The 22192-nt window shown below is 60.6% G+C and carries 20 protein-coding genes; 6 read left to right on the top strand and 14 right to left on the bottom strand.

Translation table 11 applies throughout. From position 1 onward, the window contains the following. Positions 1-2 precede the first annotated feature (2 nt). Together rapZ and ACYZUD_RS28280 are read left to right on the top strand one after the other, a co-directional pair. A complete protein-coding gene (rapZ, locus tag ACYZUD_RS28285; RefSeq protein WP_462021147.1) occupies positions 3-860 on the top strand; it encodes an RNase adapter RapZ in 858 nt (285 codons plus the stop codon). 15 nt (positions 861-875) lie between these two features. Then, entirely contained in the window at positions 876-1151 is a 276-nt protein-coding gene (locus tag ACYZUD_RS28280) for an HPr family phosphocarrier protein (RefSeq protein WP_462021146.1), read from the top strand. Positions 1152-1255: 104 nt separating this feature from the next. Here ACYZUD_RS28280 and ACYZUD_RS28275 read toward each other — a convergent pair whose 3' ends face one another. The 6 genes from ACYZUD_RS28275 to pmbA form a co-directional block, all read right to left on the bottom strand. Then, on the bottom strand, positions 1256-2149 hold the full coding sequence (locus tag ACYZUD_RS28275; protein ID WP_462021145.1) for a ZIP family metal transporter: 894 nt from the start codon (positions 2147-2149) through the stop codon (positions 1256-1258). Between the two features lie 30 nt (positions 2150-2179). After that, positions 2180-2791: a superoxide dismutase gene (locus ACYZUD_RS28270; protein ID WP_462021144.1), complete on the bottom strand. Its 612-nt coding sequence runs from the start codon at positions 2789-2791 to the stop codon at positions 2180-2182. 1 nt (position 2792) lies between these two features. Continuing rightward, positions 2793-3221: a hypothetical protein gene (locus ACYZUD_RS28265; protein ID WP_462021143.1), complete on the bottom strand. Its 429-nt coding sequence runs from the start codon at positions 3219-3221 to the stop codon at positions 2793-2795. A 27-nt stretch (positions 3222-3248) separates the two neighbouring features. Beyond that, positions 3249-4625, bottom strand: coding sequence for a class II fumarate hydratase (locus ACYZUD_RS28260; RefSeq protein ID WP_462021142.1), 1377 nt, complete (start codon positions 4623-4625; stop codon positions 3249-3251). Beyond that, positions 4606-5013, bottom strand: coding sequence for a FagA protein (locus ACYZUD_RS28255; protein ID WP_462021141.1), 408 nt, complete (start codon positions 5011-5013; stop codon positions 4606-4608). Before ACYZUD_RS28255 ends, ACYZUD_RS28260 begins: the two co-directional genes overlap by 20 nt. A 247-nt stretch (positions 5014-5260) precedes the next feature. Further along, positions 5261-6607, bottom strand: coding sequence for a metalloprotease PmbA (pmbA, locus tag ACYZUD_RS28250; protein ID WP_462021140.1), 1347 nt, complete (start codon positions 6605-6607; stop codon positions 5261-5263). Positions 6608-6715: 108 nt separating this feature from the next. Here pmbA and yjgA point away from each other — a divergent pair, with 108 nt between their 5' ends. Further along, a complete protein-coding gene (gene yjgA, locus ACYZUD_RS28245; RefSeq protein ID WP_064679728.1) occupies positions 6716-7240 on the top strand; it encodes a ribosome biogenesis factor YjgA in 525 nt (174 codons plus the stop codon). Between the two features lie 48 nt (positions 7241-7288). On the opposite strand, the gene tldD is transcribed toward yjgA, so the two are convergent. From tldD to mreB, 8 genes are all read right to left on the bottom strand, one after another. Next, positions 7289-8731, bottom strand: coding sequence for a metalloprotease TldD (gene tldD / locus ACYZUD_RS28240; RefSeq protein ID WP_008026890.1), 1443 nt, complete (start codon positions 8729-8731; stop codon positions 7289-7291). Positions 8732-8743: 12 nt separating this feature from the next. Next, the gene (locus ACYZUD_RS28235) at positions 8744-9598 is read right to left on the bottom strand and encodes a carbon-nitrogen hydrolase family protein (protein ID WP_462021139.1); all 855 of its coding nucleotides are present in this window, start codon (positions 9596-9598) and stop codon (positions 8744-8746) included. A 180-nt stretch (positions 9599-9778) separates the two neighbouring features. Further along, on the bottom strand, positions 9779-13582 hold the full coding sequence (locus tag ACYZUD_RS28230) for a YhdP family protein (protein ID WP_462021138.1): 3804 nt from the start codon (positions 13580-13582) through the stop codon (positions 9779-9781). 75 nt (positions 13583-13657) lie between these two features. Then, positions 13658-15115 carry a ribonuclease G gene (gene rng / locus ACYZUD_RS28225; RefSeq protein ID WP_059403239.1) on the bottom strand — a complete coding sequence of 486 codons (1458 nt, stop codon included), beginning with the start codon at positions 15113-15115 and terminating at the stop codon, positions 13658-13660. Positions 15116-15172: 57 nt separating this feature from the next. After that, a complete protein-coding gene (locus ACYZUD_RS28220) occupies positions 15173-15769 on the bottom strand; it encodes a Maf family protein (RefSeq protein ID WP_462021137.1) in 597 nt (198 codons plus the stop codon). 43 nt (positions 15770-15812) lie between these two features. Further along, a complete protein-coding gene (gene mreD / locus ACYZUD_RS28215) occupies positions 15813-16304 on the bottom strand; it encodes a rod shape-determining protein MreD (RefSeq protein WP_462021136.1) in 492 nt (163 codons plus the stop codon). Beyond that, positions 16304-17407: a rod shape-determining protein MreC gene (gene mreC / locus ACYZUD_RS28210; protein WP_462021135.1), complete on the bottom strand. Its 1104-nt coding sequence runs from the start codon at positions 17405-17407 to the stop codon at positions 16304-16306. The genes mreD and mreC overlap by 1 nt, the downstream gene beginning before the upstream one ends. A gap of 178 nt (positions 17408-17585) precedes the next feature. Continuing rightward, a complete protein-coding gene (gene mreB / locus ACYZUD_RS28205) occupies positions 17586-18623 on the bottom strand; it encodes a rod shape-determining protein MreB (RefSeq protein WP_002555108.1) in 1038 nt (345 codons plus the stop codon). 214 nt (positions 18624-18837) lie between these two features. Between mreB and gatC the strand changes: the two genes are divergently transcribed. From gatC to gatB, 3 genes are read left to right on the top strand one after another with little or no spacing between them, the layout of a single operon-like run. Beyond that, a complete protein-coding gene (gatC, locus tag ACYZUD_RS28200) occupies positions 18838-19125 on the top strand; it encodes an Asp-tRNA(Asn)/Glu-tRNA(Gln) amidotransferase subunit GatC (protein WP_007901429.1) in 288 nt (95 codons plus the stop codon). Positions 19126-19141: 16 nt separating this feature from the next. Continuing rightward, positions 19142-20593 carry an Asp-tRNA(Asn)/Glu-tRNA(Gln) amidotransferase subunit GatA gene (gene gatA / locus ACYZUD_RS28195; RefSeq protein ID WP_462021134.1) on the top strand — a complete coding sequence of 484 codons (1452 nt, stop codon included), beginning with the start codon at positions 19142-19144 and terminating at the stop codon, positions 20591-20593. A 10-nt stretch (positions 20594-20603) separates the two neighbouring features. Then, on the top strand, positions 20604-22049 hold the full coding sequence (gene gatB, locus ACYZUD_RS28190; protein WP_462021133.1) for an Asp-tRNA(Asn)/Glu-tRNA(Gln) amidotransferase subunit GatB: 1446 nt from the start codon (positions 20604-20606) through the stop codon (positions 22047-22049). The last annotated feature ends 143 nt before the right edge of the window (positions 22050-22192 follow it).

Here is a 22192-nt window from a genome sequence, read left to right as displayed (position 1 = left end):
TCATGCGTTTGATCATCGTCAGTGGCCGCTCCGGCTCAGGTAAAAGTACCGCACTCGATGTTCTCGAGGACAACGGCTACTACTGCATCGACAACCTGCCCGCCGGCCTGCTGCCAGAACTGGCTGAACGCGCGCTGATTCACACCGAACTGGCACAGCCGCTGGTTGCCGTTTCCATCGATGCGCGCAATTTGCCGAGTCACCTGACGCGCTTTCCGGAACTGCTGGCAGAAGTCCGCAGCCGGCATATCCAGTGCGATGTCTTGTACCTGGATGCCGATGAAGAAACCCTGCTCAAACGTTTTTCGGAAACCCGCCGCCGTCACCCACTGAGCAGCGCCAATCGCTCGCTGGCCGAGGCGATCAACGATGAAACCAGCCTGCTCGGGCCGATTGCCGACCTCGCCGACCTCAAGGTCAACACCACCAACCTGAACCTGTACCAACTGCGCGACACCATCAAGCTGCGCCTGCTGAACCAGCCGGAGCCCGGTACTGCGTTTCTGGTGGAGTCTTTCGGGTTCAAGCGTGGCATGCCGGTGGACGCCGACCTGGTGTTCGATGTGCGCTGCCTGCCCAACCCGTACTGGAAGCCGGAGTTGCGCGATCAGTCCGGACTTGATCAACCGGTTGCCGAGTACCTGGCGGCACAGCCGGACGTCGAAGAGATGTTCCAGGACATTTCCTCGTACCTGCTCAAATGGCTGCCCCGCTTTGCCGCCAGCAACCGCGCTTATGTGACCATTGCCATTGGGTGCACCGGCGGACATCACCGCTCCGTCTACCTGACCGAACGTCTGGGTCAGGCTCTGCAAAAATCCCTGAAGAACGTCCAGGTTCGCCACCGCGACCTCAGCTAAAGGATTCACACCGCGATGCCTGCTCTGGAAATCGAAATCATCAACAAGCTGGGCCTGCATGCCCGTGCGTCTGCCAAGTTTGTCGGCGTCGCCGGTCAGTTCAAGGATTGCTCGATCAGGGTAGGACGCACGCCGGATTCCACGGTCGATGGCAAAAGCATCATGGCCATGATGATGCTCGCTGCCGGCAAGGGCACCAAAATCCACCTGAGCACCGAAGGCGAGCAGGAACAGGAAGCGCTGGATGCGTTGGTGAAGTTGATCAACAACTACTTCGACGAAGGCGAATAAAGTCATAAGATCGCAGCCTCGTTTCACTCGACAGCTCCTACAGGACCGGCACACACCTGTAGGAGCTGTCGAGTGAAACGAGGCTGCGATCTTTTGATCTTTTTTCAGGCGAGCGCGGTATCCATCACCATCATCAAACAAAACCCGATCAGCAGCCCAAGACTTGCAAGCTTGTCGTGACCATTGCGGCGCGACTCGGGGATGACTTCGTGGGTGACCACCAACAGCATTGCCCCGGCCGCCAGCGCGAGCCCCAAGGGCAAGAGCAACTCGGCCAGGCTCACCAGCCAGGCACACAGCAGCGCAAAGACCGGCTCGACCAACCCTGACGCAGCACCGATCAGGAACGCCTTGACCCGCGACATCCCTGCCCCGGCCAACACCAACGCGATCACCAATCCTTCAGGCACATCCTGCAAGGCGATGCCCATGGCCAGGCTGTCAGCATCAGGCATGCCGCCACCCGCCGAGACACCCACCGCCATGCCTTCAGGGATGTTGTGGGCGATGATGGCAAACACAAACAGCCAGATCCGTGGCGGAATGACCGGCCGTTCCAGCGTCCCGACCAGCATTTCTGGCGAAGCACCGGACACCTTGCGATCCACCAGAAACAGCCCGAACGCGCCGAGCATGATGCCAAAGCTGATCAGACCACTGGCCGCCCAGGGCGTGAGCCCAAGGCTTTCAGCGGCGGTGATACCCGGAACGATCAGCGAAAACGCTGTCGCCGCAAGCATCACCCCGGCCCCGAAGCCAAGCAGCGTATCGCTGACCGCCTGAGGCATACGCCGAATCACCAACACCGGCACCGCGCCCAAGGCCGTACCCAAGGCGCAGATCGCCCCGCCTTGTAGCGCACGCAGCAGTTTCGGCTCAAGGTCCAGCCACGCCAGCCCTTGGGCAACCAACAAGGTCATGCCCGCCAGCATCAGCAGCGATCCCAATGCGTAACGAAACATTCGTCCACTTCCGATCGCCAGTGTTTCAGTGCCCATAGTCAGCCTTGGATTGTTTTTATAGAAGACTTAAACCAGTGCAGCCTGATAGCGCGCAGTGACTTCTGGCCAATTGATCACGTTGTAAAACGCGTTGATGTATTCAGGGCGACGGTTCTGGTATTGCAGATAATACGCGTGTTCCCAGACATCCAGACCGAGGATTGGCGTATTGCCGTTCATCAATGGACTGTCCTGATTACCGCTGCTTTCAACGACCAGGGTCTTTTGCGGGGTCACACTTAGCCAGGCCCAGCCGCTGCCGAAACGGGTCAATGCCGCTTTGGTGAAGGCTTCCTTGAAACTGTCCAAGCCGCCCAGTTGCTCATCGATTGCCGTGGCCAGCACACCCTCGGGTCTGCCGCCACCGTGAGGCGCCATCACTTCCCAGAACAGCGAATGGTTGGCGTGACCGCCGCCCTGATTGATCACGGCAGCACGGAGTTTCTCTGGCAGTTGTTGCACTGCGGCCACCAGTTTTTCCACCGGCCATTCGGCAAACTCGGTGCCCTCGACGGCGGCGTTAAGGTTGTTGATGTAGGTCTGGTGGTGCTTGGTGTAGTGGATTTCCATGGTTTGCGCATCGATGTGCGGTTCCAGGGCATCGTAGGCGTAAGGCAAGGCAGGCAAGGTAAAAGCCATTTCAATGGACTCCATGATGTAGGGGTGCAGGCGAGGCGGCATCGATGCGCAGCAACCGATGGGTGCGCGGATACTCGCCGTGTTCGCTGATGAAATTCAGCAGCTCGACGTAGGTTTTGCTGCTCTGGCGCAGCGCCGCTTCACGCAGGGCCGGCGCCAGTCGCGGGTCCTGCATGGTCTGCAACAACCGCTGATGGATGGCGCACAGGTACTCGGCGCTCTCCTCCGGCTGGTTCAGACGCAAATGCAGGTCCGCCAGGTTGTGATGGGAAATCACGCAGGCCGCCACCGCTTCGTCGGCATCCGCCCAGCGCTCGAACAACACTTGGGCCAGTGCCAATGCCTGCAAGTAAGCCTCGCGGGCATCGACCAGTTCGCCCAGCATGAAAAAGCGATTGGCTCTTTCGATCGTGCGTTTCCAGTGCTCCATGGTGAACCTCCAAAGCGGTAGCGTTGATTACACGCCGCCTGCGGTGAGCTTTTCCGGGTTGAGTAACTCTTCCAGTTGGCTACGCGACAGGTCGGTGTGTTCCAGAGCGACATCAATCACCGGACGGCCCTGCTGATAGGCCTTCTTGGCGATCTCGGCGGCTTTTTGGTAACCAATGATCGGGTTGAGTGCGGTGACCAGAATCGGATTGCGCGACAGCGCTTCCTTGAGCCTGGCCTCGTTGACCTTGAAGCTGGCGATGGCTTTTTCACCCAGCAGGTGGCTGGAGTTGGCCAGCAACTCGATGCTGCTCAGCAGGTTCTGAGCGATGATCGGCAGCATCACGTTCAGTTCGAAATTGCCGGACTGACCGGCAATGGTGATGACCGTGTCGTTGCCGATCACTTGGGCGGCGACCATGGCAGTGGCTTCCGGGATCACCGGGTTGACCTTGCCAGGCATGATCGAAGAACCCGGCTGCAAGGCTTCGAGCTCGATTTCACCGAGACCGGCCAGGGGGCCGGAGTTCATCCAGCGCAAGTCGTTGGCGATTTTCATCAGCGAGACCGCCGTGGTTTTAAGCTGCCCGGAGACAGCAACCGCAGTGTCCTGAGAGCCGATCAGCGCAAACAGGTCCTCGCCCGGCGTGAACTGCACCTCAGTCAGCTTGCTGAGTTGCTGGCTGAAACGCGCCGCAAACTCAGGATGGGCATTAATTCCGGTGCCCACCGCGGTGCCGCCCTGAGCCAGAGATTGCAGGCTCGGCAGCAGATCCTGCAGATGACCGATGTTGGCTTTCAGCTGTTGCGCCCAACCGTTCAGCACCTGGCTCATGCGCACCGGCATCGCATCCATCAAGTGAGTACGACCGGTCTTGACGTGGTGATGAACCTCTTCCGCCTTGCGCTCAATGACCTGCACCAGACGCACCAGCGCCGGCAGCAGTTGCTCGTGCAACGCCAGCGCGGCGCTGACATGAATGGTGGTGGGGATAATGTCGTTGCTGCTTTGGCCGCAATTGACGTGATCGTTGGGGTTCACCGGCTCGCCGAGCAGACGGCTGGCCAGGGTGGCGATCACTTCGTTGGCGTTCATGTTGGAACTGGTGCCGGAACCGGTCTGGAAAATATCCACCGGGAAGTGTTGCATGAAGTCGCCTTTGAGCAGCTCCAGCGCCACATCGACGATGGCATTGCCCTGGGATTCGCTGATTTGCTTGAGCTCGATGTTGGCTCGGGCGGCGGCAGCCTTGGCCAGAATCAGCGCGCGAATGAACTGCACGGGCATCGGTTTGCCGCTGATCGGGAAGTTATCCACCGCACGTTGGGTCTGTGCGCCGTAGAGGGCGTCCACCGGGACTTGAAGCTCGCCCATGCTGTCGCGCTCAATACGAGTCTTGTTCATCAGAAAATCCTTGCACCAGTTCTATGAGAGGAATCGAGGGTTGCAACTCGCAGGTCGCCAGTTGCCAGGTGTAGCTCTGCCAGCGCTTGAGGCGGCATTTGCAGAGGGAAAGGCGTTCCAGTTCTCGCAGCGGACGCCAGGCCTGATCCAGGCAGTAGGTCCGCCAGTGCCAGGGCAGGGCGACGTCGGCGGCAGTGTCGAGCAACAAACGGAAGGAAGTTTCGGCGATGGTCCAGGGTGAGGTCGCCGTGCAACACGCCAGATACCGGCCTTCAGCCAGGTAATGTTCGATCAGGCGCGGCTCGTCGGGATCCATCGCGCAACGGATCTGGCGACTCATCCAGCGCCAGCTTTCGAGGTAAGGCTGCTCGTGCAAGGCAGAACTCATGATCCGGGCTCATTCGGTAATGAGATTTATTATTAGATGATAATGAGAACCAAAACAACCCCGACTGTGTATGCAAGACCTATTGTGGGAGCGAGCCTGCTCGCGAAGGCGGATGCACATTCAACATTGATTTCGACTGACACGACGTCTTCGCGAGCAGGCTCGCTCCCACAGGGGACCACGCCAGACTCAAAAAAAAGGCGCGCCACCCGATGGGGTGACGCGCCTTTTTGTGGAGCGGTAAGGGTTAGCTGCCCGCCACCGTCATCCGCTCGATCAGTACCGAACCGGTGCGGATGTTGCTGCGCAGTTCCAGATCATTACCCACCGCAACGATCTGCTTGAACATGTCGCGCATGTTGCCGGCGATGGTCACTTCCTGGACCGCGAACTGGATTTCGCCGTTCTCGACCCAGTAACCCGCCGCGCCACGGGAGTAATCGCCGGTGACCATGTTCAGGCCCTGGCCCATCAGTTCGGTCACCAGCAGGCCGCGCCCCATGCGGCGCAGCAAGGCGGCCTGGTCTTCGTCGCCATGAGTGACAAACAGGTTGTGCACGCCGCCTGCGTTGGCGGTGCTCGGCATGCCGAGTTTACGACCGGAATAGGTGCCAAGGATGTAGGACACCAGTTCGCCTTTTTCGACGAACGGTTTGGCATAAGTTGCCAGACCATCGCCATCGAACGCCGAACTGCCCATCGCACGCATCAAATGTGGACGCTCATCGATCGTCAGCCATTCCGGGAACAGTTTCTGACCCAGCGTGCCTTCAAGGAACGACGACTTGCGATACAGGCTGCCACCGGAAATCGCCGAGAGGAAACTGCCGAACAGGCCACCGGCCAGCTCTGCAGAAAACAGCACCGGCACTTCACAGGTCGGCACCGGACGCGCGCCCAGACGGCTCGCCGCCCGTTGCGCGGCACGTTGGCCGATGCTCACCGGGTCGGCCAGCAAGTTGCCCTGACGGTTGACGTCGTACCAGTAATCACGCTGCATCTGGCCGTCGGCCTCGGCGATCATCACGCAGCTCAGGCTGTGCCGGGTCGACGCGTAACCGCCGACAAAACCGTGGCTGTTGCCGTAGACGCGGCAACCCTGATGAGTGCTGAGGGTCGTGCCATCGGCGTTCTTGATCCGGCTGTCGGTGGCAAACGCCGCCGCTTCACAGGCCAGGGCCATTTCGATGGCTTGTTCCGGGGTGATGTCCCATTGGTGGAACAGATCGAAATCCTGCAGGTCCTTGGCCATCAACGCGGCATCGGCCAGGCCGGCGGCTTCATCTTCCGAGGTGTGCTTGGCGATGGCCAGTGCAGCCGCGACGGTTTCGCGAATCGCCTCAGGGCCACTGGCCGACGTGCTGGCCGAGCCCTTGCGCTGGCCGACGTACAAGGTGATGCCAAAGCCCTGATCGCGGTTGAATTCGACGGTTTCGACTTCACGCTGACGCACCGAGGTCGACAGGCCCTGCTCCAGGGATACCGCCACTTCACAGGCACTGGCACCCTGACGCTTGGCTTCAGCGATGATCTGCTCGACTTGTTCTTGCAGTGCCGGCAACGCTTGTGGGCCGACGCTTTCAACTGCACTCATGCTGTTCTCCACTCAAATTCTGCTTTCGGCTGGGGCCTTCGAGCGACCGGGCCGGACAAGCGGCCCCCGACTGGTTATCATGGCGGCGTTTCTTTGCGGACGGCCACCATGGTTGATTCTTACGACGACTCCCTCGATACGGGAGAAAAAAGCAAATCCCAGGTCAAACGTGAGCTTCATGCTCTGGTTGACCTCGGCGAGCGCCTTACAACGCTCAAGCCTGACTTGCTGGCAAAACTGCCGTTGACCGACGCTATGCGCCGGGCCCTGGCTGATGCGCCCAAGCACACCGCGAATATCGCGCGTAAACGGCACCTCATGTTCATCGGCAAACTGATGCGCGATCAGGACACTGACGCCATTCTGACTCTGCTCGATCAACTCGATGCCTCCACCCGGCAGTACAACGAACGCTTCCATGGCCTGGAACGCTGGCGTGATCGCTTGATCGCGGGCGACGACGGCGTCCTGGAGAAGTTCGTGCTCGACTACCCGGAGGCTGATCGTCAGCAATTGCGCTCCCTGATCCGTCAGGCCCAGCACGAACTGGCGACCAACAAGCCACCAGCATCGAGCCGTAAAATCTTCAAGTACATCCGTGAGCTGGACGAGACTCAACGCGGTCTGCGTTAAACCTCGTATCGGGTGGGTTGCCAGGCAACTCACCCGAAGCTCCATCCCTTAAGATCCTGTGCCACCCACAGTGATCGCATCGATTTTCAGCGTTGGCTGGCCGACACCCACCGGCACCGACTGCCCATCCTTGCCACACGTCCCCACGCCGCTGTCCAGCGACAGATCGTTACCCACCATCGACACTTTGCTCATAGCCTCCGGACCGTTGCCGATCAACGTTGCTCCTTTGACCGGGGCAGTGATCTTGCCGTCTTCGATCAGGTACGCCTCGCTGGTGGAGAACACGAACTTGCCGCTGGTGATGTCCACCTGACCGCCGCCAAGGTTGGCGCAGTAGATACCGCGCTTCACCGAAGCAATGATTTCCGCCGGGTCGCTTTCGCCCGCCAGCATGTACGTGTTGGTCATGCGCGGCATTGGCAGGTGGGCGTAGGATTCACGACGACCGTTACCGGTGCGGGCCACGCCCATCAGGCGGGCGTTGAGCTTGTCCTGCATGTAGCCTTTGAGCACACCGTTTTCGATCAGCGTGGTGCACTCGGTCGGGGTGCCTTCGTCGTCGACGCTCAAAGAGCCACGACGCCCGGCCAGGGTGCCGTCATCGACGATGGTGCAGAGCTTGGACGCAACCATCTCGCCCATACGCCCGCTGTACGCCGAGCTGCCCTTGCGGTTGAAGTCGCCTTCCAGGCCGTGACCGACCGCTTCGTGCAGCAGCACGCCGGACCAGCCGGAACCCAACACCACCGGCAACGTACCGGCTGGCGCAGGAATGGCTTCAAGATTGACCAGCGCCTGACGCAACGCTTCACGGGCATACCCCATGGCACGGTCATCACTGAGGAAATAACGGTAATCGGTACGACCGCCGCCGCCATGGCCACCGCGTTCGCGGCGACCGTTCTGCTCGACGATTACGCTGACATTGAAGCGCACCAGCGGTCGAACATCGGCTGCCAGACTGCCGTCGGTAGAAGCCACGAGGATTCTTTCCCAGACGCCAGCCATGCTCACGGTGACTTGCTGGATACGCGGGTCGAGCGCGCGAGTCGCGACATCGATGCGTTTGAGCAGTTCGACTTTCTCGGCGCGCGTCATCACTTCCAGCGGGTTATCCGGCCCGTACAACTGGGCGACATCCTGAGTCGTGAACGCCTGCACCGTGCCGTTCTGCCCGGCGCGGGAGATCGAACGTGCCGCGCGAGCCGCAGCCCCCAAGGCTTCCAGGGTGATCGCATTGCTATAGGCAAAACCGGTTTTCTCACCCGATTGCGCGCGTACGCCGACACCTTGGTCGAGGTTGAAGCTGCCCTCCTTGACGATGCCGTCTTCCAGCGCCCAGGACTCGGAAATCTGCCCCTGGAAATACAGGTCGGCGGCATCGATGCCGGGGCCGGCCAGATCGCCGAGCACACCTTGCAGGCTCTCGATCGTTACGCCGCCGGGCGCCAGGAGGTGTTCACTGACTGAGGACAACAACTCGCTCATATGCTTTACGCCTTAAATTCGTCGTTCTGAGGCAGGTCGCTGGGCGCCCTGCGAGAAAAAGCGCCGGTGACTGGACACCGGCATCCGCGCCCTGATGGACGCCTGTTCGCTGCTATCGCGTTCGGCCAGCAGCACGGCCTCGCCTTGATCCTGTTGCGCCAGCACACGGCCCCACGGGTCGATGATCGCGGCATGACCATACGTTTCACGCGGTCCCGGATGGGTTCCACCCTGGGCGGCCGCGAGCACATAACATTGAGTCTCGATGGCCCGCGCGCGAATCAACACATCCCAATGCGCCGCACCGGTCACCGCGGTAAAGGCCGACGGTGCGGTAATCAACTCCGCCCCGGCAGCGCGCAATTCGCTGTACAGCTCGGGGAAGCGCAGGTCATAACAGACCGTCAGGCCGACTCGACCGACAGGCGTGTCCGCCACGACCACCCCGCTGCCATAAGCATAGTCATCGGACTCGCGATAACGTCCGCGATTGTCCGCCACGTCCACGTCGAACAGGTGCAGCTTGTCGTAGCGCGCCACTGTCTCGCCCTGATCGTTCACCAGCAACGAGCAGGCATGCACTTTGGTTGTCGGTTGATCCACCGGCGGCAACGGCAGCGTGCCAGCCACTATCCATAACTTGAGGTCGCGTGCGGTCTGTTTCAACCATGGCAGGATCGGACCTTCGCCCAACGCCTCGGCGCGGCCGATGTCGGCAATGTCACGACGGCCCATGGCGGCGAAGTTTTCCGGCAGCACGGCAAGCTTCGCGCCAGCGGCCGCTGCTTGTTCGAGCAGCCGACGGGCCTGGGCCAGATTGGCCAGCACATCGCTCTGGCTGACCATTTGAATCACCGCGACTGACATGGCCATTTCCTTATCTGAAATCAACACATACTTGTAGGAGCTGCCGCAGGCTGCGATCTTTTGATTTTGGGTTCTTCAAAATCAGAGGCAAGATCAAAAGATCGCAGCCTGCGGCAGCTCCTACGGGGACTTACGGCCATGCTACTCCATAGGCCTGGAGAGTGCTTTTTCAAAAAGGGCTCAAAAAGGCTTATCAAAGGTAATTTTCGGATCTTTCCACGGCCCTTTGACGGTGTACTTCACGCTGGCGAAACGCGCCACGCGGTCACCGATCAGCTTGTCGATCAGGAACAACGCGCCGCCGATGGCCGGGGCGCCGACAATCAGCGCGGCAATCGGCAGATTGTTGGTCACCGGCAAAGTCACCAGCAACTTGGCATCGACCTGATCACCAACGAGATCCAGGGTGCCATCAAGCTCAAGATTGCTTGACGGACCGGTCAGCCGGATCGGCTCACGGGTCACGTACACCCCGTTGGTTGCAACGAGCAGGCCTTTGACCCGGTCATAGCTCAAGCCTTTGCCAAACAGGTCCGAGAAATCCAGGCGCAGGCGACGCCCGATGGAGTTGAAGTTGAGCAGGCCAAAGACCCGCAACGCCTGGGCGCTGCCCTCGACTTCAACAAACTGGCCTTTATTCAACGAGGCATCGAGGGTTCCGGAGAAGCGCTTGGTGGCCAACCACGCCGGTGAGCCCGGCCAGCGACCGTCGACGTCCATGTGAAACTCTTCGCTGGTGACGCTCGGCGCAAACCCCCAGCCCTTCAATACATCGGCCAGGTTCTTGCCGCTGACCCGGCCCTTGTACCAACTGGTGGATGAACCGGGGGTACCTTCCCAACCGCCGCTGCCCTGCAACAGAATGCCTTTGAGGCCCAGATCCAGCGCATTGAGCGCAATGCCCTTGGCGGTCGGACGAACCTTCAGCGACCAGCCGCCCACCAGATCCTGCCCCTGGAACAGTTGATTGATGGTGATATCCAGCGCCGGGATTTTCGTCGGGTCCACCGAGGCCAGCGGATCCGGCGAGTTTTCGTCGGCCAGGACCGTCGGGTCCGGCGCCGGCAAACGCACGTATTGCAGATTGACCGCAATCGGCGCGGCTTTCGCATCGGGGATGCTCGCGGTGCCCTTGACTTGCTGACTGTCGAGCTGCAAGGCCCACCCAGTCGGTTTGCGGTTCAACTGCACCGAAGCCTGATCGAGGGTGGTACCGATGCCGCTGAGCTTGCCGACCTTGAAGTCCGTACTGCTGAGCAGCTGTTTGGCACTGCCGCCTGGATCCTGGCCGGCATACTTGTCCACCAGATCCTTCCACGGTCCGACATCCAGCTCCGACAACACGCCGCGCACCCGCAGGCCTTTGGCACCGGGCAGCACGGCATTGCCGCCGCCGAGGAACAGTTCACCGCGACCGTCGGCAAAGTTGCCGGTCGGCGCTGCAAACGTAAAGTTCGCCAGCTCACCATAATTGACCCAGTAGCGCCGCTCCGGCCCTTGCAAGGTCATGCGGAACGTCGTGTCGCGCCCCACATCGGCCGCCATGCCGAACGGCGCCGGCAAATCGACCGCCACGCCTTTGAGGCTGGAACTGACCATCAACTGGCTGTCGGCACCCTCCAGGTTCAGTTGCAGCTGATACGGGATCAACCCGGACACGGGCAACGGCTGGGTAACGCTCAACCAATCAGTGAGTTTCTTGACCTCGATCTGACCGGACGCGTTAACGCGTGTCTTGAGATTGCCCGGGCTGCCGTCGGCGAAAATCTGCGCGGCGACAGGTTTATCGAAAGCGCGCGCGGTGATGTTCTGCCCGCTCAACCCCTTGGAGCTGTCGAAACGGAAATCGCCTTTGAGCTGAGTCAGTTCAAGGGCTGGCTCAGCGAGTTTCAGGCGGGCCTTGGCAGTCTTGAAGTCGACCAGGATCTTGGGCTGCTCGCCTTTGACCAGCGGGATGTCCAGTTTCAGCTTGCCCTGCAGATCGCCCTCGCCTTCCCAGTTGGCAAAGGTGTCGGCGGTGCCGATCGGCGCCTCCTGAAGAATTTTCAGTCCGTCGCCCAACCCGCCAGCGAATGCGCCGTCGAGGAACAGGTGGACGGTTTGCCCGGAAGGCACATGGGGAATATTGACGTAAATGTCGCGAACCTGGGTGTCGAGCAACTGGCCCTTGCTGGCCAGGATCCGCACACCGCTGTCTTCGACAAACACGTCCCCCGTGACGTTGCTGACAGGCGGCCAGCCTGGCTGGAACGCCAGCTCGGCATCGTGGACCTTGAAGAACAGGCTGATGCTGCGGGCAGTGTCGGCGGCGCCGTGGTTCAGCGATCCCTGGTACTGGAAGAAACCTTCGTCCACCGCACCTTTGAGAATCGCCGTACGCAGCCATTCGTCCAGCGCCGGGCTGAGCATCTCCGGCAAGTACTTGGCGGTGTACTTACCATCACCATCGACCAGGCCGACCCGCAGGTCCATGTAATCTTCCTGGGTGTGATCGAAATGCAGGCGGATCAGGAAGTCGCCGGCAATCTTGCCCTCTTCGCCCAGCACCTTCAGGTACGGCGCGATCAGGGTGAAGCCTTCTTTGTCGAGCTTCCAGGTCAACCGGGCGTTCGCTTGAATGTACTGCCATGGCTTGGCGAAAATCGGGTCAAGGTGCAGGACAAAGTCCTTGCTGTCCAGGCGCAGCTCGCCTTGGCCCAGGTCACCGCTGATGCTGCCGCTGACATTTCGCGCAGCCGGAGCGCCGCTATAGGCATCGAAGCCGACCCGATCCAGGTTGGCGGCAAAGCTGAATTTACTGTCGTCAGTGGCATTGGGCCTGAAGTCGACCAGCACGTTGCGCAAGCCACCGGTCACCTTGAGCCGCTCGACCGCCTTGGCAACGCCTTCGGGCAGCGGGCCCAAGGCATTGAGCAGCGGCGTGATCGGCGTGAGGTCGAGGCGGTCGGCTTGTAGATGCCAAAGCTCTTCGGTCTTGTCGGTGGCCGCGCTTTGCTTGAGTTGCAGACGCGATTCCCAGCGAGTCTCGCCGAGGTTCATGGCCAGGGAATCCAGGGTCACCAGGACGCCTTCGGCACCGCGCTGGAAATAGCCGTTGAGCGCGAGGTTGTTGATCTGGATCGGCTTGCGCTCGGCGTAGGCGCCCTTGAGTTGCGGCGCGTTCAAGCGGATCGCGGCGCTTTGCAGGGCACCCTTGTTCCAGTTGACCCAGAGCTCGCCGCCGGCCTTGATCTCGGAGAAATTCCACTGCCGGGTCAGGCGCTCGGGCAACCATTTCGACCAATCGCTTTGCGGCAGGCTCAGGTAGGCATCCGCCTCGCCTTCCTTCCACTGACTGGCGCGGATACGGGTGCGCAGGCTCATGGCCACTGGCTGACCGTCGGGCAGGGTCAGCCTGGCGTCGAGTCGCTGGCGAGAGGCGCCGGTTTTCAGATTCAGACCCACGTAGGTCAGGGTCAGGGGTTGCTGATCCAGAGGCTGCAAGGTCACCTGGCTGTCGAGCACCGACAGCTGCTGAACCCTCTGCATGCGATTGAGCAACTGCTCCGGATCCAGCGGCTGATCTTGCTGGACCGGCAAACCTTCCAGCGCCCAATGCCCGTCCTCGCCTTCCTTGAGGCTGATTTTCAGGCCGTTGAGCTCAAGGTGAGCGATGCGCACCTCGCGCGCCATCAGACTCTCCCAAAGATCCGGCACCGCGCGCACCTGATCCAGGCGCAGGGCATTGACGCCCTCGCCGACCATCACATCGTGAGCCAGCAGGATCGGCGCAAAACCGCTCCAGTTACCTTCCAGTTCACCGATATGCAGCGGCATACCCAAAGCAGCACCGGCTTTGGATTCGACTTCGGCACGGTACTCGGCCACCAGCGGCGTCAACTCTCGGCCGAGGCTGACGTAAAGCGCCATCAGCACCAAAACCAACGCGCACAGGCCCAGACCCCAACGGGTCAGTGCGGCCAATATGCGTGTCAGACGGTCCATGTCAGTCGGCTCCCATGGCAAAAATACTGCAAAAAGCTGAGGCCAGCTGTTCTAGTGGGGTTGAAACACAGCGATTCAGAGCAGCACCACGTCGTATTGTTCCTGGGAATACATGGTTTCCACCTGGAACCGAATGGTGCGTCCGATAAAACCTTCCAGCTCGGCGACGTTGCCCGACTCTTCATCGAGCAAACGATCGACGACTTTCTGGTTCGCCAATACACGATAGCCTTCCGCCTGATAGGCGCGAGCCTCACGGAGGATTTCACGGAAAATTTCGTAGCACACTGTTTCCGGGGTCTTGAGCTTGCCGCGGCCCTGGCAACTGCTGCACGGTTCGCATAGCACTTGCTCGAGACTTTCGCGGGTGCGCTTGCGGGTCATCTGCACCAGGCCCAACTCGGTGATGCCGATGATGTTGGTCTTGGCGTGATCGCGTTCCAGTTGTTTCTCGAGCGTTCGCAGCACCTGACGCTGGTGCTCTTCATCTTCCATGTCGATGAAGTCGATGATGATGATCCCGCCCAGGTTGCGCAGGCGCAACTGACGGGCAATGGCGGTCGCGGCTTCGAGGTTGGTCTTGAAGATGGTTTCTTCAAGGTTGCGATGACCGACGAACGCCCCGGTGTTGACGTCGATGGTGCTCATGGCTTCCGCCGGGTCCACCACCAGGTAGCCGCCGGACTTCAGCGGGACTTTACGCTCCAGGGCTTTCTGGATTTCGTCTTCGACGCCATACAGGTCGAAAATCGGCCGCTCGCCCGGATAATGCTCAAGACGATCGGCGATTTCCGGCATCAGTTCGGCGACGAACTGCGTGGTTTTCTGGAAGGTTTCCCGGGAATCGATGCGGATCTTCTCGATCTTCGGACTGACCAGGTCACGCAAGGTACGCAACGCCAGACCGAGATCTTCGTAAATCACACTCGGCGCGCTGATGGTTTTGATCTGCTCGTTGATCTGATCCCAGAGCCTGCGCAGGTAGCGGATGTCCATGAGGATTTCATCGGCGCCGGCCCCTTCGGCGGCAGTACGCAGAATGAAACCACCGGCTTCCTTGATGCCTTCTTTGGCCACGCAATCGGTGACCACTTGTTTGAGACGTTCGCGCTCGGCTTCATCTTCGATTTTCAGCGAAATGCCGACGTGGGCGGTGCGCGGCATGTACACCAGATAACGCGATGGAATCGACAGCTGAGTGGTCAGCCGCGCACCTTTGGAGCCGATCGGGTCCTTGGTGACTTGCACCACCAGGCTCTGGCCTTCGTGAACCAGCGAGCTGATGCTCTCGACCGCAGGGCCTTCGCGCAGGGAAATTTCCGAGGCGTGAATAAACGCGGCGCGGTCCAGGCCGATGTCGACGAAGGCCGCCTGCATGCCTGGCAATACCCGCACGACCTTGCCTTTATAGATGTTGCCGACGATCCCGCGCTTTTGCGTGCGCTCGACGTGGACCTCTTGCAGCACACCGTTTTCGACCACCGCCACGCGCGATTCCATCGGCGTGATGTTGATCAGGATCTCTTCACTCATGGCAGGGTCTCGTTCAGGCATGTTCACGATAATGGCCGCATCTTGTCAGTACGACGCTTAGCGCGCGTTAAGGGTTTGCCAACAGGGTATGCCGAAATGGCCGAGCAGCTCAGCGGTTTCGCACAGCGGCAGTCCGACCACCGCCGAGTAACTGCCATTGAGCCCGGCGACAAACACCGCGCCCAGTCCTTGAATGCCATAGCCGCCCGCCTTGTCCCGCGGTTCACCGCTGGCCCAGTAGGCCGCCGCTTCATCGCGACCGATGTGACGAAAACGCACCAGACTGCGCACCACCCGAGACTCGCAACGCTCACCATCCAGCACCGCAATGGCCGTCAGCACTTCATGCTCTTGCCCGGCCAACATCATAAGCATGGCGCACGCTTGCGCTTCATCAACCGGCTTGCCGAGAATTTTTCCATCCAGCACCACGGCGGTGTCGGCGCCCAACACGCAAAAATCCGCGTCGGGCACGACAGACCCGCGCCCGGCCTCGGCCTTGCCGCGCGCCAGGCGCTCGACATAGGCCGACGGGGATTCATCACTTAAAGGGGTTTCATCGATGTCCGCACTGATGGTGCGGAACGGCACGCCGATCTGCGTGAGCAGTTCACGCCGACGTGGCGAGCCTGAGGCGAGATACAGCTGTTTCATCAAGACATCTCCCTGTCGAGATACGGGCAAATGCCTGACCGAATCAATTGATTTTGTAGCGTCGACGCAAACCGCGCAAACCGTAGCTGATCCACGGCCAGAGCAACGCACTGACCAGTGCCGGCAAGACCAGCGCCAGCGTCGGTTGACGATTGCCGGTCAGGGCGCTGAGCCATAGTTGTACAAGCTGTGCGAGGCCGAAGATCACCAGGATCACCAGGCTTTGTTGCCACATCGGGAACATCCGCAGGCGTTGTTGCAGCGACAGCACCAGGAACGTAATGAGCGTCAGGATCAATGCGTTCTGCCCCAGCAGCGTGCCGTAGAGCACGTCTTCGGCCAGGCCCAGGCACCACGCGGTGACCATCCCGACTTTCTGCGGCAGGGCCAACGCCCAGAACGCCAGCAGCAAGGCCAGCCACAACGGGCGGAGGATTTCCATGAATTGCGGCAGCGGCGACACGCTGAGCAGCATGCCGATGGCGAATGTCAGCCAGACCATCCAGTCGTTTCGGGAGGCAGTAGCACCGACCATTATTCTCTTCCCCCAGTGGTGGCCGGCGCGGAGACAGGCGGCTTGGCAGCAGGTTTCACGACAGCGGGTTGCGTCGCCGGTGGTTTAGCGGCTGCCGGTGCAGTCGCGGGCGGCTTGGCGGCGGCGGGATGTGCGGCGGCAGGCTTGGCCGGGGTTGTGGCAGCAGGTGCAGCCACCGGAACGGCCGGAGCCGCAACGGCTGCCGGGGCGATGACGGCGGCAGGTTTCGGCACAGTCGCTGGAATGATGGGGCCGCCACCCTGCGCATCCAGGCTTTCCTGGGCCTGCGCGGCGTCGTTGGCACGTTCTTCCGGGGTTCGGGTGTCGCTGAACACCAGCAGCAGGTAACGACTGCGGTTCAATGCGGCGGTCGGCACGGCGCGAACAATGGCGAACGGCTGGCCGGAATCGTGAATCACTTCTTTGACTGTGGCCACCGGGTAACCCGCCGGGAATCGCTGCCCCAGACCGGAGCTGACCAGCAGATCGCCTTCCTTGATATCAGCCGTGTCTGCGACGTGACGCAATTCCAGGCGTTCCGGGTTGCCGGTGCCGCTGGCAATCGCCCGCAGGCCGTTACGGTTCACCTGTACCGGAATGCTGTGAGTGGTGTCGGTGAGCAACAGGACGCGGGAGGTGTACGGCATCAACTCGACCACTTGGCCCATCAGGCCACGGGCATCGAGCACCGGCTGACCGAGGACCACACCGTCGCGCTCACCTTTATTGATGATGATGCGATGGGTGAAGGGGTTGGGGTCCATGCCGATCAATTCGGCCACTTCGACCTTCTCGTTGACCAGCGCGGAAGAATTGAGCAACTCGCGCAGCCGAACGTTCTGCTCGGTGAGCGCGGCAAGCTTTTGCATGCGCCCCTGCAACAGCAGGTTTTCAGTCTTGAGTTTTTCGTTTTCGGCGACGAGTTCGGTACGGCTGCCAAATTGGCTGGCCACACCTTGCCATAGCCGCTGCGGCAGGTCGGTGATCCAGTAAGACTGCATCAGCACCAGCGACATTTGGCTACGCACTGGCTTGAGCAGTGTGAAGCGGGCATCGACCACCATCAGCGCGACCGATAGCACGACCAGCACCAACAAGCGCACGCCCAGTGAGGGGCCTTTGGTGAAAAGCGGTTTAATAAGCCGCTCCTCCCAGGCAAATGTTCTCTTTATTCATACGGCATCAAACCGGCCTGGATGCAGACTGACAGAAGATAAACGCCAACAGGCAGCACTGCAAAGTGCTGCCTGCGCGCCAACAGCATAGATGCAACCGGCGAGATCACTCGCTCGACAGCAGGTCCATGGTGTGTTTATCCATCATTTCCAATGCACGGCCACCGCCGCGAGCAACGCAGGTCAGCGGGTCTTCGGCAACGATGACCGGCAGACCGGTTTCCTGGGCCAGCAACTTGTCGAGGTCACGCAGCAAGGCGCCACCACCGGTCAGCACCAGGCCACGCTCGGCGATATCGGAAGCCAGTTCCGGAGGCGATTGCTCCAGCGCGCTTTTCACGGCCTGAACGATGGTAGCCAGGGACTCTTGCAGAGCTTCCAGCACTTCATTGGAGTTCAGGGTGAAGGCACGTGGAACGCCTTCGGCCAGGTTACGGCCACGAACGTCGACTTCGCGAACTTCGCCGCCCGGGTAGGCAGTACCGATTTCCTGCTTGATGCGCTCGGCGGTGGATTCGCCGATCAGGCTGCCGTAGTTGCGACGCACGTAGGTGATGATCGCTTCGTCGAAGCGGTCGCCGCCAACCCGTACCGATTCGGCGTAAACCACACCGTTCAGGGAGATCAGCGCGATTTCAGTGGTACCACCACCGATATCGACAACCATCGAGCCGCGCGCTTCTTCAACCGGCAGGCCGGCACCGATCGCAGCAGCCATTGGCTCTTCGATCAGGAACACTTCACGGGCACCGGCACCAAGGGCCGATTCACGGATGGCACGACGCTCGACCTGGGTCGATTTGCACGGAACGCAGATCAGCACACGAGGGCTAGGCTGCAGGAAGCTGTTTTCGTGCACCTTGTTGATGAAGTACTGCAGCATCTTTTCGCAGACGCTGAAGTCGGCGATCACGCCATCCTTCATCGGTCGAATCGCCGCGATGTTGCCGGGCGTACGACCGAGCATGCGCTTGGCCTCGGTGCCGACAGCAACGACACTTTTCTGGTTACCGTGTGTCCGAATAGCCACAACCGATGGCTCATTCAGGACGATACCGCGCTCGCGCACGTAAATAAGGGTGTTGGCAGTGCCCAGGTCAATGGAAAGATCGCTGGAAAACATGCCACGCAGTTTCTTGAACATGGGAAAGGGACCCTAGGCAACGCGTGGGTAAAAAAGTGCGGCAAACTCTAACAACGACAGGGATTTTGGGCAAGGCGCCAATATGTTAAATTGGCCGCTTTTCTGTGCACCAACCCCCACAATCGCGGCCTTATGACCGTAGAAATGCGGTAGTGTTCCGACAATCTAACACACGGATAGCATCCGTTCTGTTTTCCTTCCACTGGAGAATCCCATGGCGCTTGAACGCTCCGACGTGGAAAAAATCGCTCATCTGGCCTGTCTTGGCCTCAATGATGCCGATCTTCCACACATCACTTCGGCCCTGAACAGCATTCTCGGGCTGGTCGACGAAATGCAGGCGGTCAATACCGACGGTATCGAGCCGCTCGCCCACCCACTGGAAGCCAGCCAGCGCCTGCGTGCAGACGTCGTGACCGAGACCAATCATCGCGAGGCTTATCAGTCCATCGCGCCAGCGGTCGAAAACGGCCTGTACCTGGTTCCGAAAGTCATCGACTAAAGGGAAAGAGCCTGCAATGCATCAATTGACTCTGGCCGAGATCGCCCGCGGACTCGCCGATAAAAATTTTTCTTCCGAAGAGCTGACCAAAGTCCTGCTGGCGCGCATCGCGCAGCTCGATCCGCAGCTCAACAGTTTCATCAGCCTCACCGAAGACCTGGCGCTCCAGCAGGCGAAAGCCGCTGACGCACGCCGGGCCAACGGTGAGAGCGGCGCCCTGCTTGGCGCGCCGATCGCCCACAAAGACCTGTTCTGCACCCAAGGCATCCGCACCAGCTGCGGCTCGAAGATGCTCGACAACTTCAAGGCTCCGTACGACGCCACCGTCGTCGCCAAGCTCGCTGCTGCCGGGGCCGTGACCCTGGGCAAGACCAACATGGACGAATTCGCCATGGGTTCGGCCAACGAATCGAGCTACTACGGCCCGGTGAAAAACCCGTGGAACCTGGAACACGTTCCGGGCGGTTCGTCCGGCGGTTCCGCGGCTGCGGTTGCCGCGCGCCTGTTGCCTGCAGCCACCGGCACCGACACGGGCGGTTCGATCCGTCAGCCCGCCGCCCTGACCAACCTCACCGGCCTGAAACCGACGTACGGTCGTGTTTCGCGCTGGGGCATGATCGCCTACGCCTCCAGCCTCGACCAGGGCGGCCCTCTGGCGCGCACTGCCGAAGACTGCGCGATCCTGCTGCAAGGCATGGCCGGTTTCGATCCGCAGGACTCCACCAGCATCGACGAGCCCGTGCCTGATTACAGCGCCGGCCTGAACGGCTCGCTGCAAGGCCTGCGCATCGGCGTGCCGAAGGAATACTTCAGCGCCGGTCTCGACCCGCGCATTGCCGAGCTGATTCACAACAGCGTCAAGGAGCTGGAAAAACTCGGCGCCGTGGTCAAGGAAATCAGCCTGCCGAACATGCAGCACGCGATCCCGGCGTACTACGTGATCGCCCCGGCAGAAGCCTCTTCCAACCTGTCGCGTTTCGACGGCGTGCGTTTCGGCTACCGCTGCGAAGACCCGAAAAACCTGATCGACCTGTACAAGCGTTCCCGTGGCGAAGGTTTCGGCGCGGAAGTGCAGCGCCGAATCATGGTCGGTGCCTACGCGCTGTCGGCCGGTTATTACGACGCCTACTACCTGAAAGCGCAGAAGATCCGTCGCCTGATCAAGAACGACTTCATGGCCGCCTTCAATGAGGTCGACATCATCCTCGGCCCGACCACGCCGAACCCGGCTTGGAAGCTCGGCGCCAAGAACAGCGACCCGGTCGCCGCCTACCTGGAAGACGTCTACACCATTACCGCCAACCTCGCCGGCCTGCCGGGCTTGTCCATGCCAGCAGGTTTTGTCGATGGCCTGCCCGTCGGCGTGCAACTGCTCGCCCCGTATTTCCAGGAAGGTCGCCTGTTGAACGTTGCCCATCAGTATCAGCAGAACACTGACTGGCACACCCGCACCCCAACCGGCTTCTGAGGAGAAACACATGCAATGGGAAGTCGTGATCGGGCTGGAGATTCATACCCAGCTCACCACCCGGTCGAAAATCTTTTCCGGTAGTTCCACCACCTTCGGTTCCGAGCCGAACACCCAGGCCAGCCTGGTAGACCTCGGCATGCCCGGCGTATTGCCGGTGCTGAACCAGGAAGCGGTGCGCATGGCGGTGATGTTCGGTCTGGCCATCGATGCCGAGATCGGCCAGCACAACGTGTTCGCCCGTAAAAACTATTTCTACCCGGACCTGCCCAAGGGCTACCAGATCAGCCAGATGGAATTGCCGATCGTCGGCAAGGGCCACCTGGACATCGCGCTGGAAGACGGCACGGTCAAACGCGTCGGCATCACCCGCGCGCACCTGGAAGAAGACGCCGGTAAAAGCCTGCACGAAGAGTTCAACGGTGCCACCGGCATCGACCTGAACCGCGCCGGCACGCCGCTGCTGGAAATCGTTTCCGAGCCGGACATGCGCAGCGCCAAGGAAGCCGTGGCTTACGTCAAGGCCGTCCACGCGCTGGTGCGTTACCTGGGCATCTGCGACGGCAACATGGCCGAAGGCTCGCTGCGTTGCGACTGCAATGTGTCGATCCGTCCGAAGGGCCAGGCCGAATTCGGCACGCGCTGCGAGATCAAGAACGTCAACTCGTTCCGCTTTATCGAGAAGGCGATCAACACCGAAGTGCAGCGTCAGATCGAGCTGATCGAAGACGGCGGCAAGGTGATCCAGCAGACCCGCCTGTACGATCCGAACAAGGACGAAACCCGTCCGATGCGCAGCAAAGAGGAAGCCAACGACTACCGTTACTTCCCCGATCCGGACCTGCTGCCCGTGGTCATCGAAAACTCGTTCCTCGACGACGTACGCGCCACCCTGCCGGAATTGCCGCCGCAGAAACGCGAGCGTTTCCAGGAACAGTTCGGTCTGTCGGTCTACGACGCCAGCGTCCTGGCCACCAGCCGCGAACAAGCCGATTACTTCGAGAAGGTCGTGAGTATCAGCGGCGACGCCAAGCTGGCGGCCAACTGGGTGATGGTTGAACTGGGCAGCCTGCTGAACAAGCAAGGCGTGGACATCGACCAGTCACCGGTCTCGGCCGAACAACTGGGCGGCATGCTGCTGCGCATCAAGGACAACACCATCTCCGGTAAGATTGCCAAAGTGGTGTTTGAAGCGATGGCCAACGGCGAAGGCAGTGCGGACGAGATCATCGACAAGCGCGGCCTCAAGCAAGTGACCGACACCGGCGCGATCTCGGCGGTGCTCGACGAAATGCTCGCCGCCAATGCCGAACAGGTCGAACAATACCGCGCGGCAGACGAAGCCAAACGCGGCAAGATGTTCGGCTTCTTCGTCGGCCAGGCCATGAAAGCCTCCAAAGGCAAGGCCAACCCGCAACAGGTCAACGAACTGCTCAAAAGCAAGCTCGAAGGCTGATGAGAATGGAGCCAGATTCAAAGCCTGGCTCTACCCCTGTGGGAGCGAGCCTGCTCGCGAAAGCGGTGTCACAGCCGACAGTAATGTTGAATGTGACGCCCCCTTCGCGAGCAGGCTCGCTCCCACATTTGTATGTGGAAACC

It is taken from the genome of Pseudomonas sp. XS1P51 (assembly GCF_054897845.1).
The sequence above is the reverse complement of the archived record's forward strand: the minus strand, read 5'-3'. Positions and strand labels throughout refer to the sequence as shown.

Coding starts and splice junctions, on each gene's coding strand:
- pmbA (WP_462021140.1), bottom strand. CDS start 6,607: ATGAGTGCAGTTGAAAGCGTCGGCCCACAAGCGTTGCCGGCACTGCAA.
- rapZ (WP_462021147.1), top strand. CDS start 3: ATGCGTTTGATCATCGTCAGTGGCCGCTCCGGCTCAGGTAAAAGTACC.
- ACYZUD_RS28280 (WP_462021146.1), top strand. CDS start 876: ATGCCTGCTCTGGAAATCGAAATCATCAACAAGCTGGGCCTGCATGCC.
- yjgA (WP_064679728.1), top strand. CDS start 6,716: ATGGTTGATTCTTACGACGACTCCCTCGATACGGGAGAAAAAAGCAAA.
- mreD (WP_462021136.1), bottom strand. CDS start 16,304: ATGGTCGGTGCTACTGCCTCCCGAAACGACTGGATGGTCTGGCTGACA.
- ACYZUD_RS28260 (WP_462021142.1), bottom strand. CDS start 4,625: ATGAACAAGACTCGTATTGAGCGCGACAGCATGGGCGAGCTTCAAGTC.
- gatA (WP_462021134.1), top strand. CDS start 19,142: ATGCATCAATTGACTCTGGCCGAGATCGCCCGCGGACTCGCCGATAAA.
- gatC (WP_007901429.1), top strand. CDS start 18,838: ATGGCGCTTGAACGCTCCGACGTGGAAAAAATCGCTCATCTGGCCTGT.
- ACYZUD_RS28255 (WP_462021141.1), bottom strand. CDS start 5,013: ATGAGTTCTGCCTTGCACGAGCAGCCTTACCTCGAAAGCTGGCGCTGG.
- rng (WP_059403239.1), bottom strand. CDS start 15,115: ATGAGTGAAGAGATCCTGATCAACATCACGCCGATGGAATCGCGCGTG.
- ACYZUD_RS28265 (WP_462021143.1), bottom strand. CDS start 3,221: ATGGAGCACTGGAAACGCACGATCGAAAGAGCCAATCGCTTTTTCATG.
- ACYZUD_RS28230 (WP_462021138.1), bottom strand. CDS start 13,582: ATGGACCGTCTGACACGCATATTGGCCGCACTGACCCGTTGGGGTCTG.
- ACYZUD_RS28275 (WP_462021145.1), bottom strand. CDS start 2,149: ATGGGCACTGAAACACTGGCGATCGGAAGTGGACGAATGTTTCGTTAC.
- gatB (WP_462021133.1), top strand. CDS start 20,604: ATGCAATGGGAAGTCGTGATCGGGCTGGAGATTCATACCCAGCTCACC.
- tldD (WP_008026890.1), bottom strand. CDS start 8,731: ATGAGCGAGTTGTTGTCCTCAGTCAGTGAACACCTCCTGGCGCCCGGC.
- mreB (WP_002555108.1), bottom strand. CDS start 18,623: ATGTTCAAGAAACTGCGTGGCATGTTTTCCAGCGATCTTTCCATTGAC.
- ACYZUD_RS28235 (WP_462021139.1), bottom strand. CDS start 9,598: ATGTCAGTCGCGGTGATTCAAATGGTCAGCCAGAGCGATGTGCTGGCC.
- ACYZUD_RS28270 (WP_462021144.1), bottom strand. CDS start 2,791: ATGGCTTTTACCTTGCCTGCCTTGCCTTACGCCTACGATGCCCTGGAA.
- ACYZUD_RS28220 (WP_462021137.1), bottom strand. CDS start 15,769: ATGAAACAGCTGTATCTCGCCTCAGGCTCGCCACGTCGGCGTGAACTG.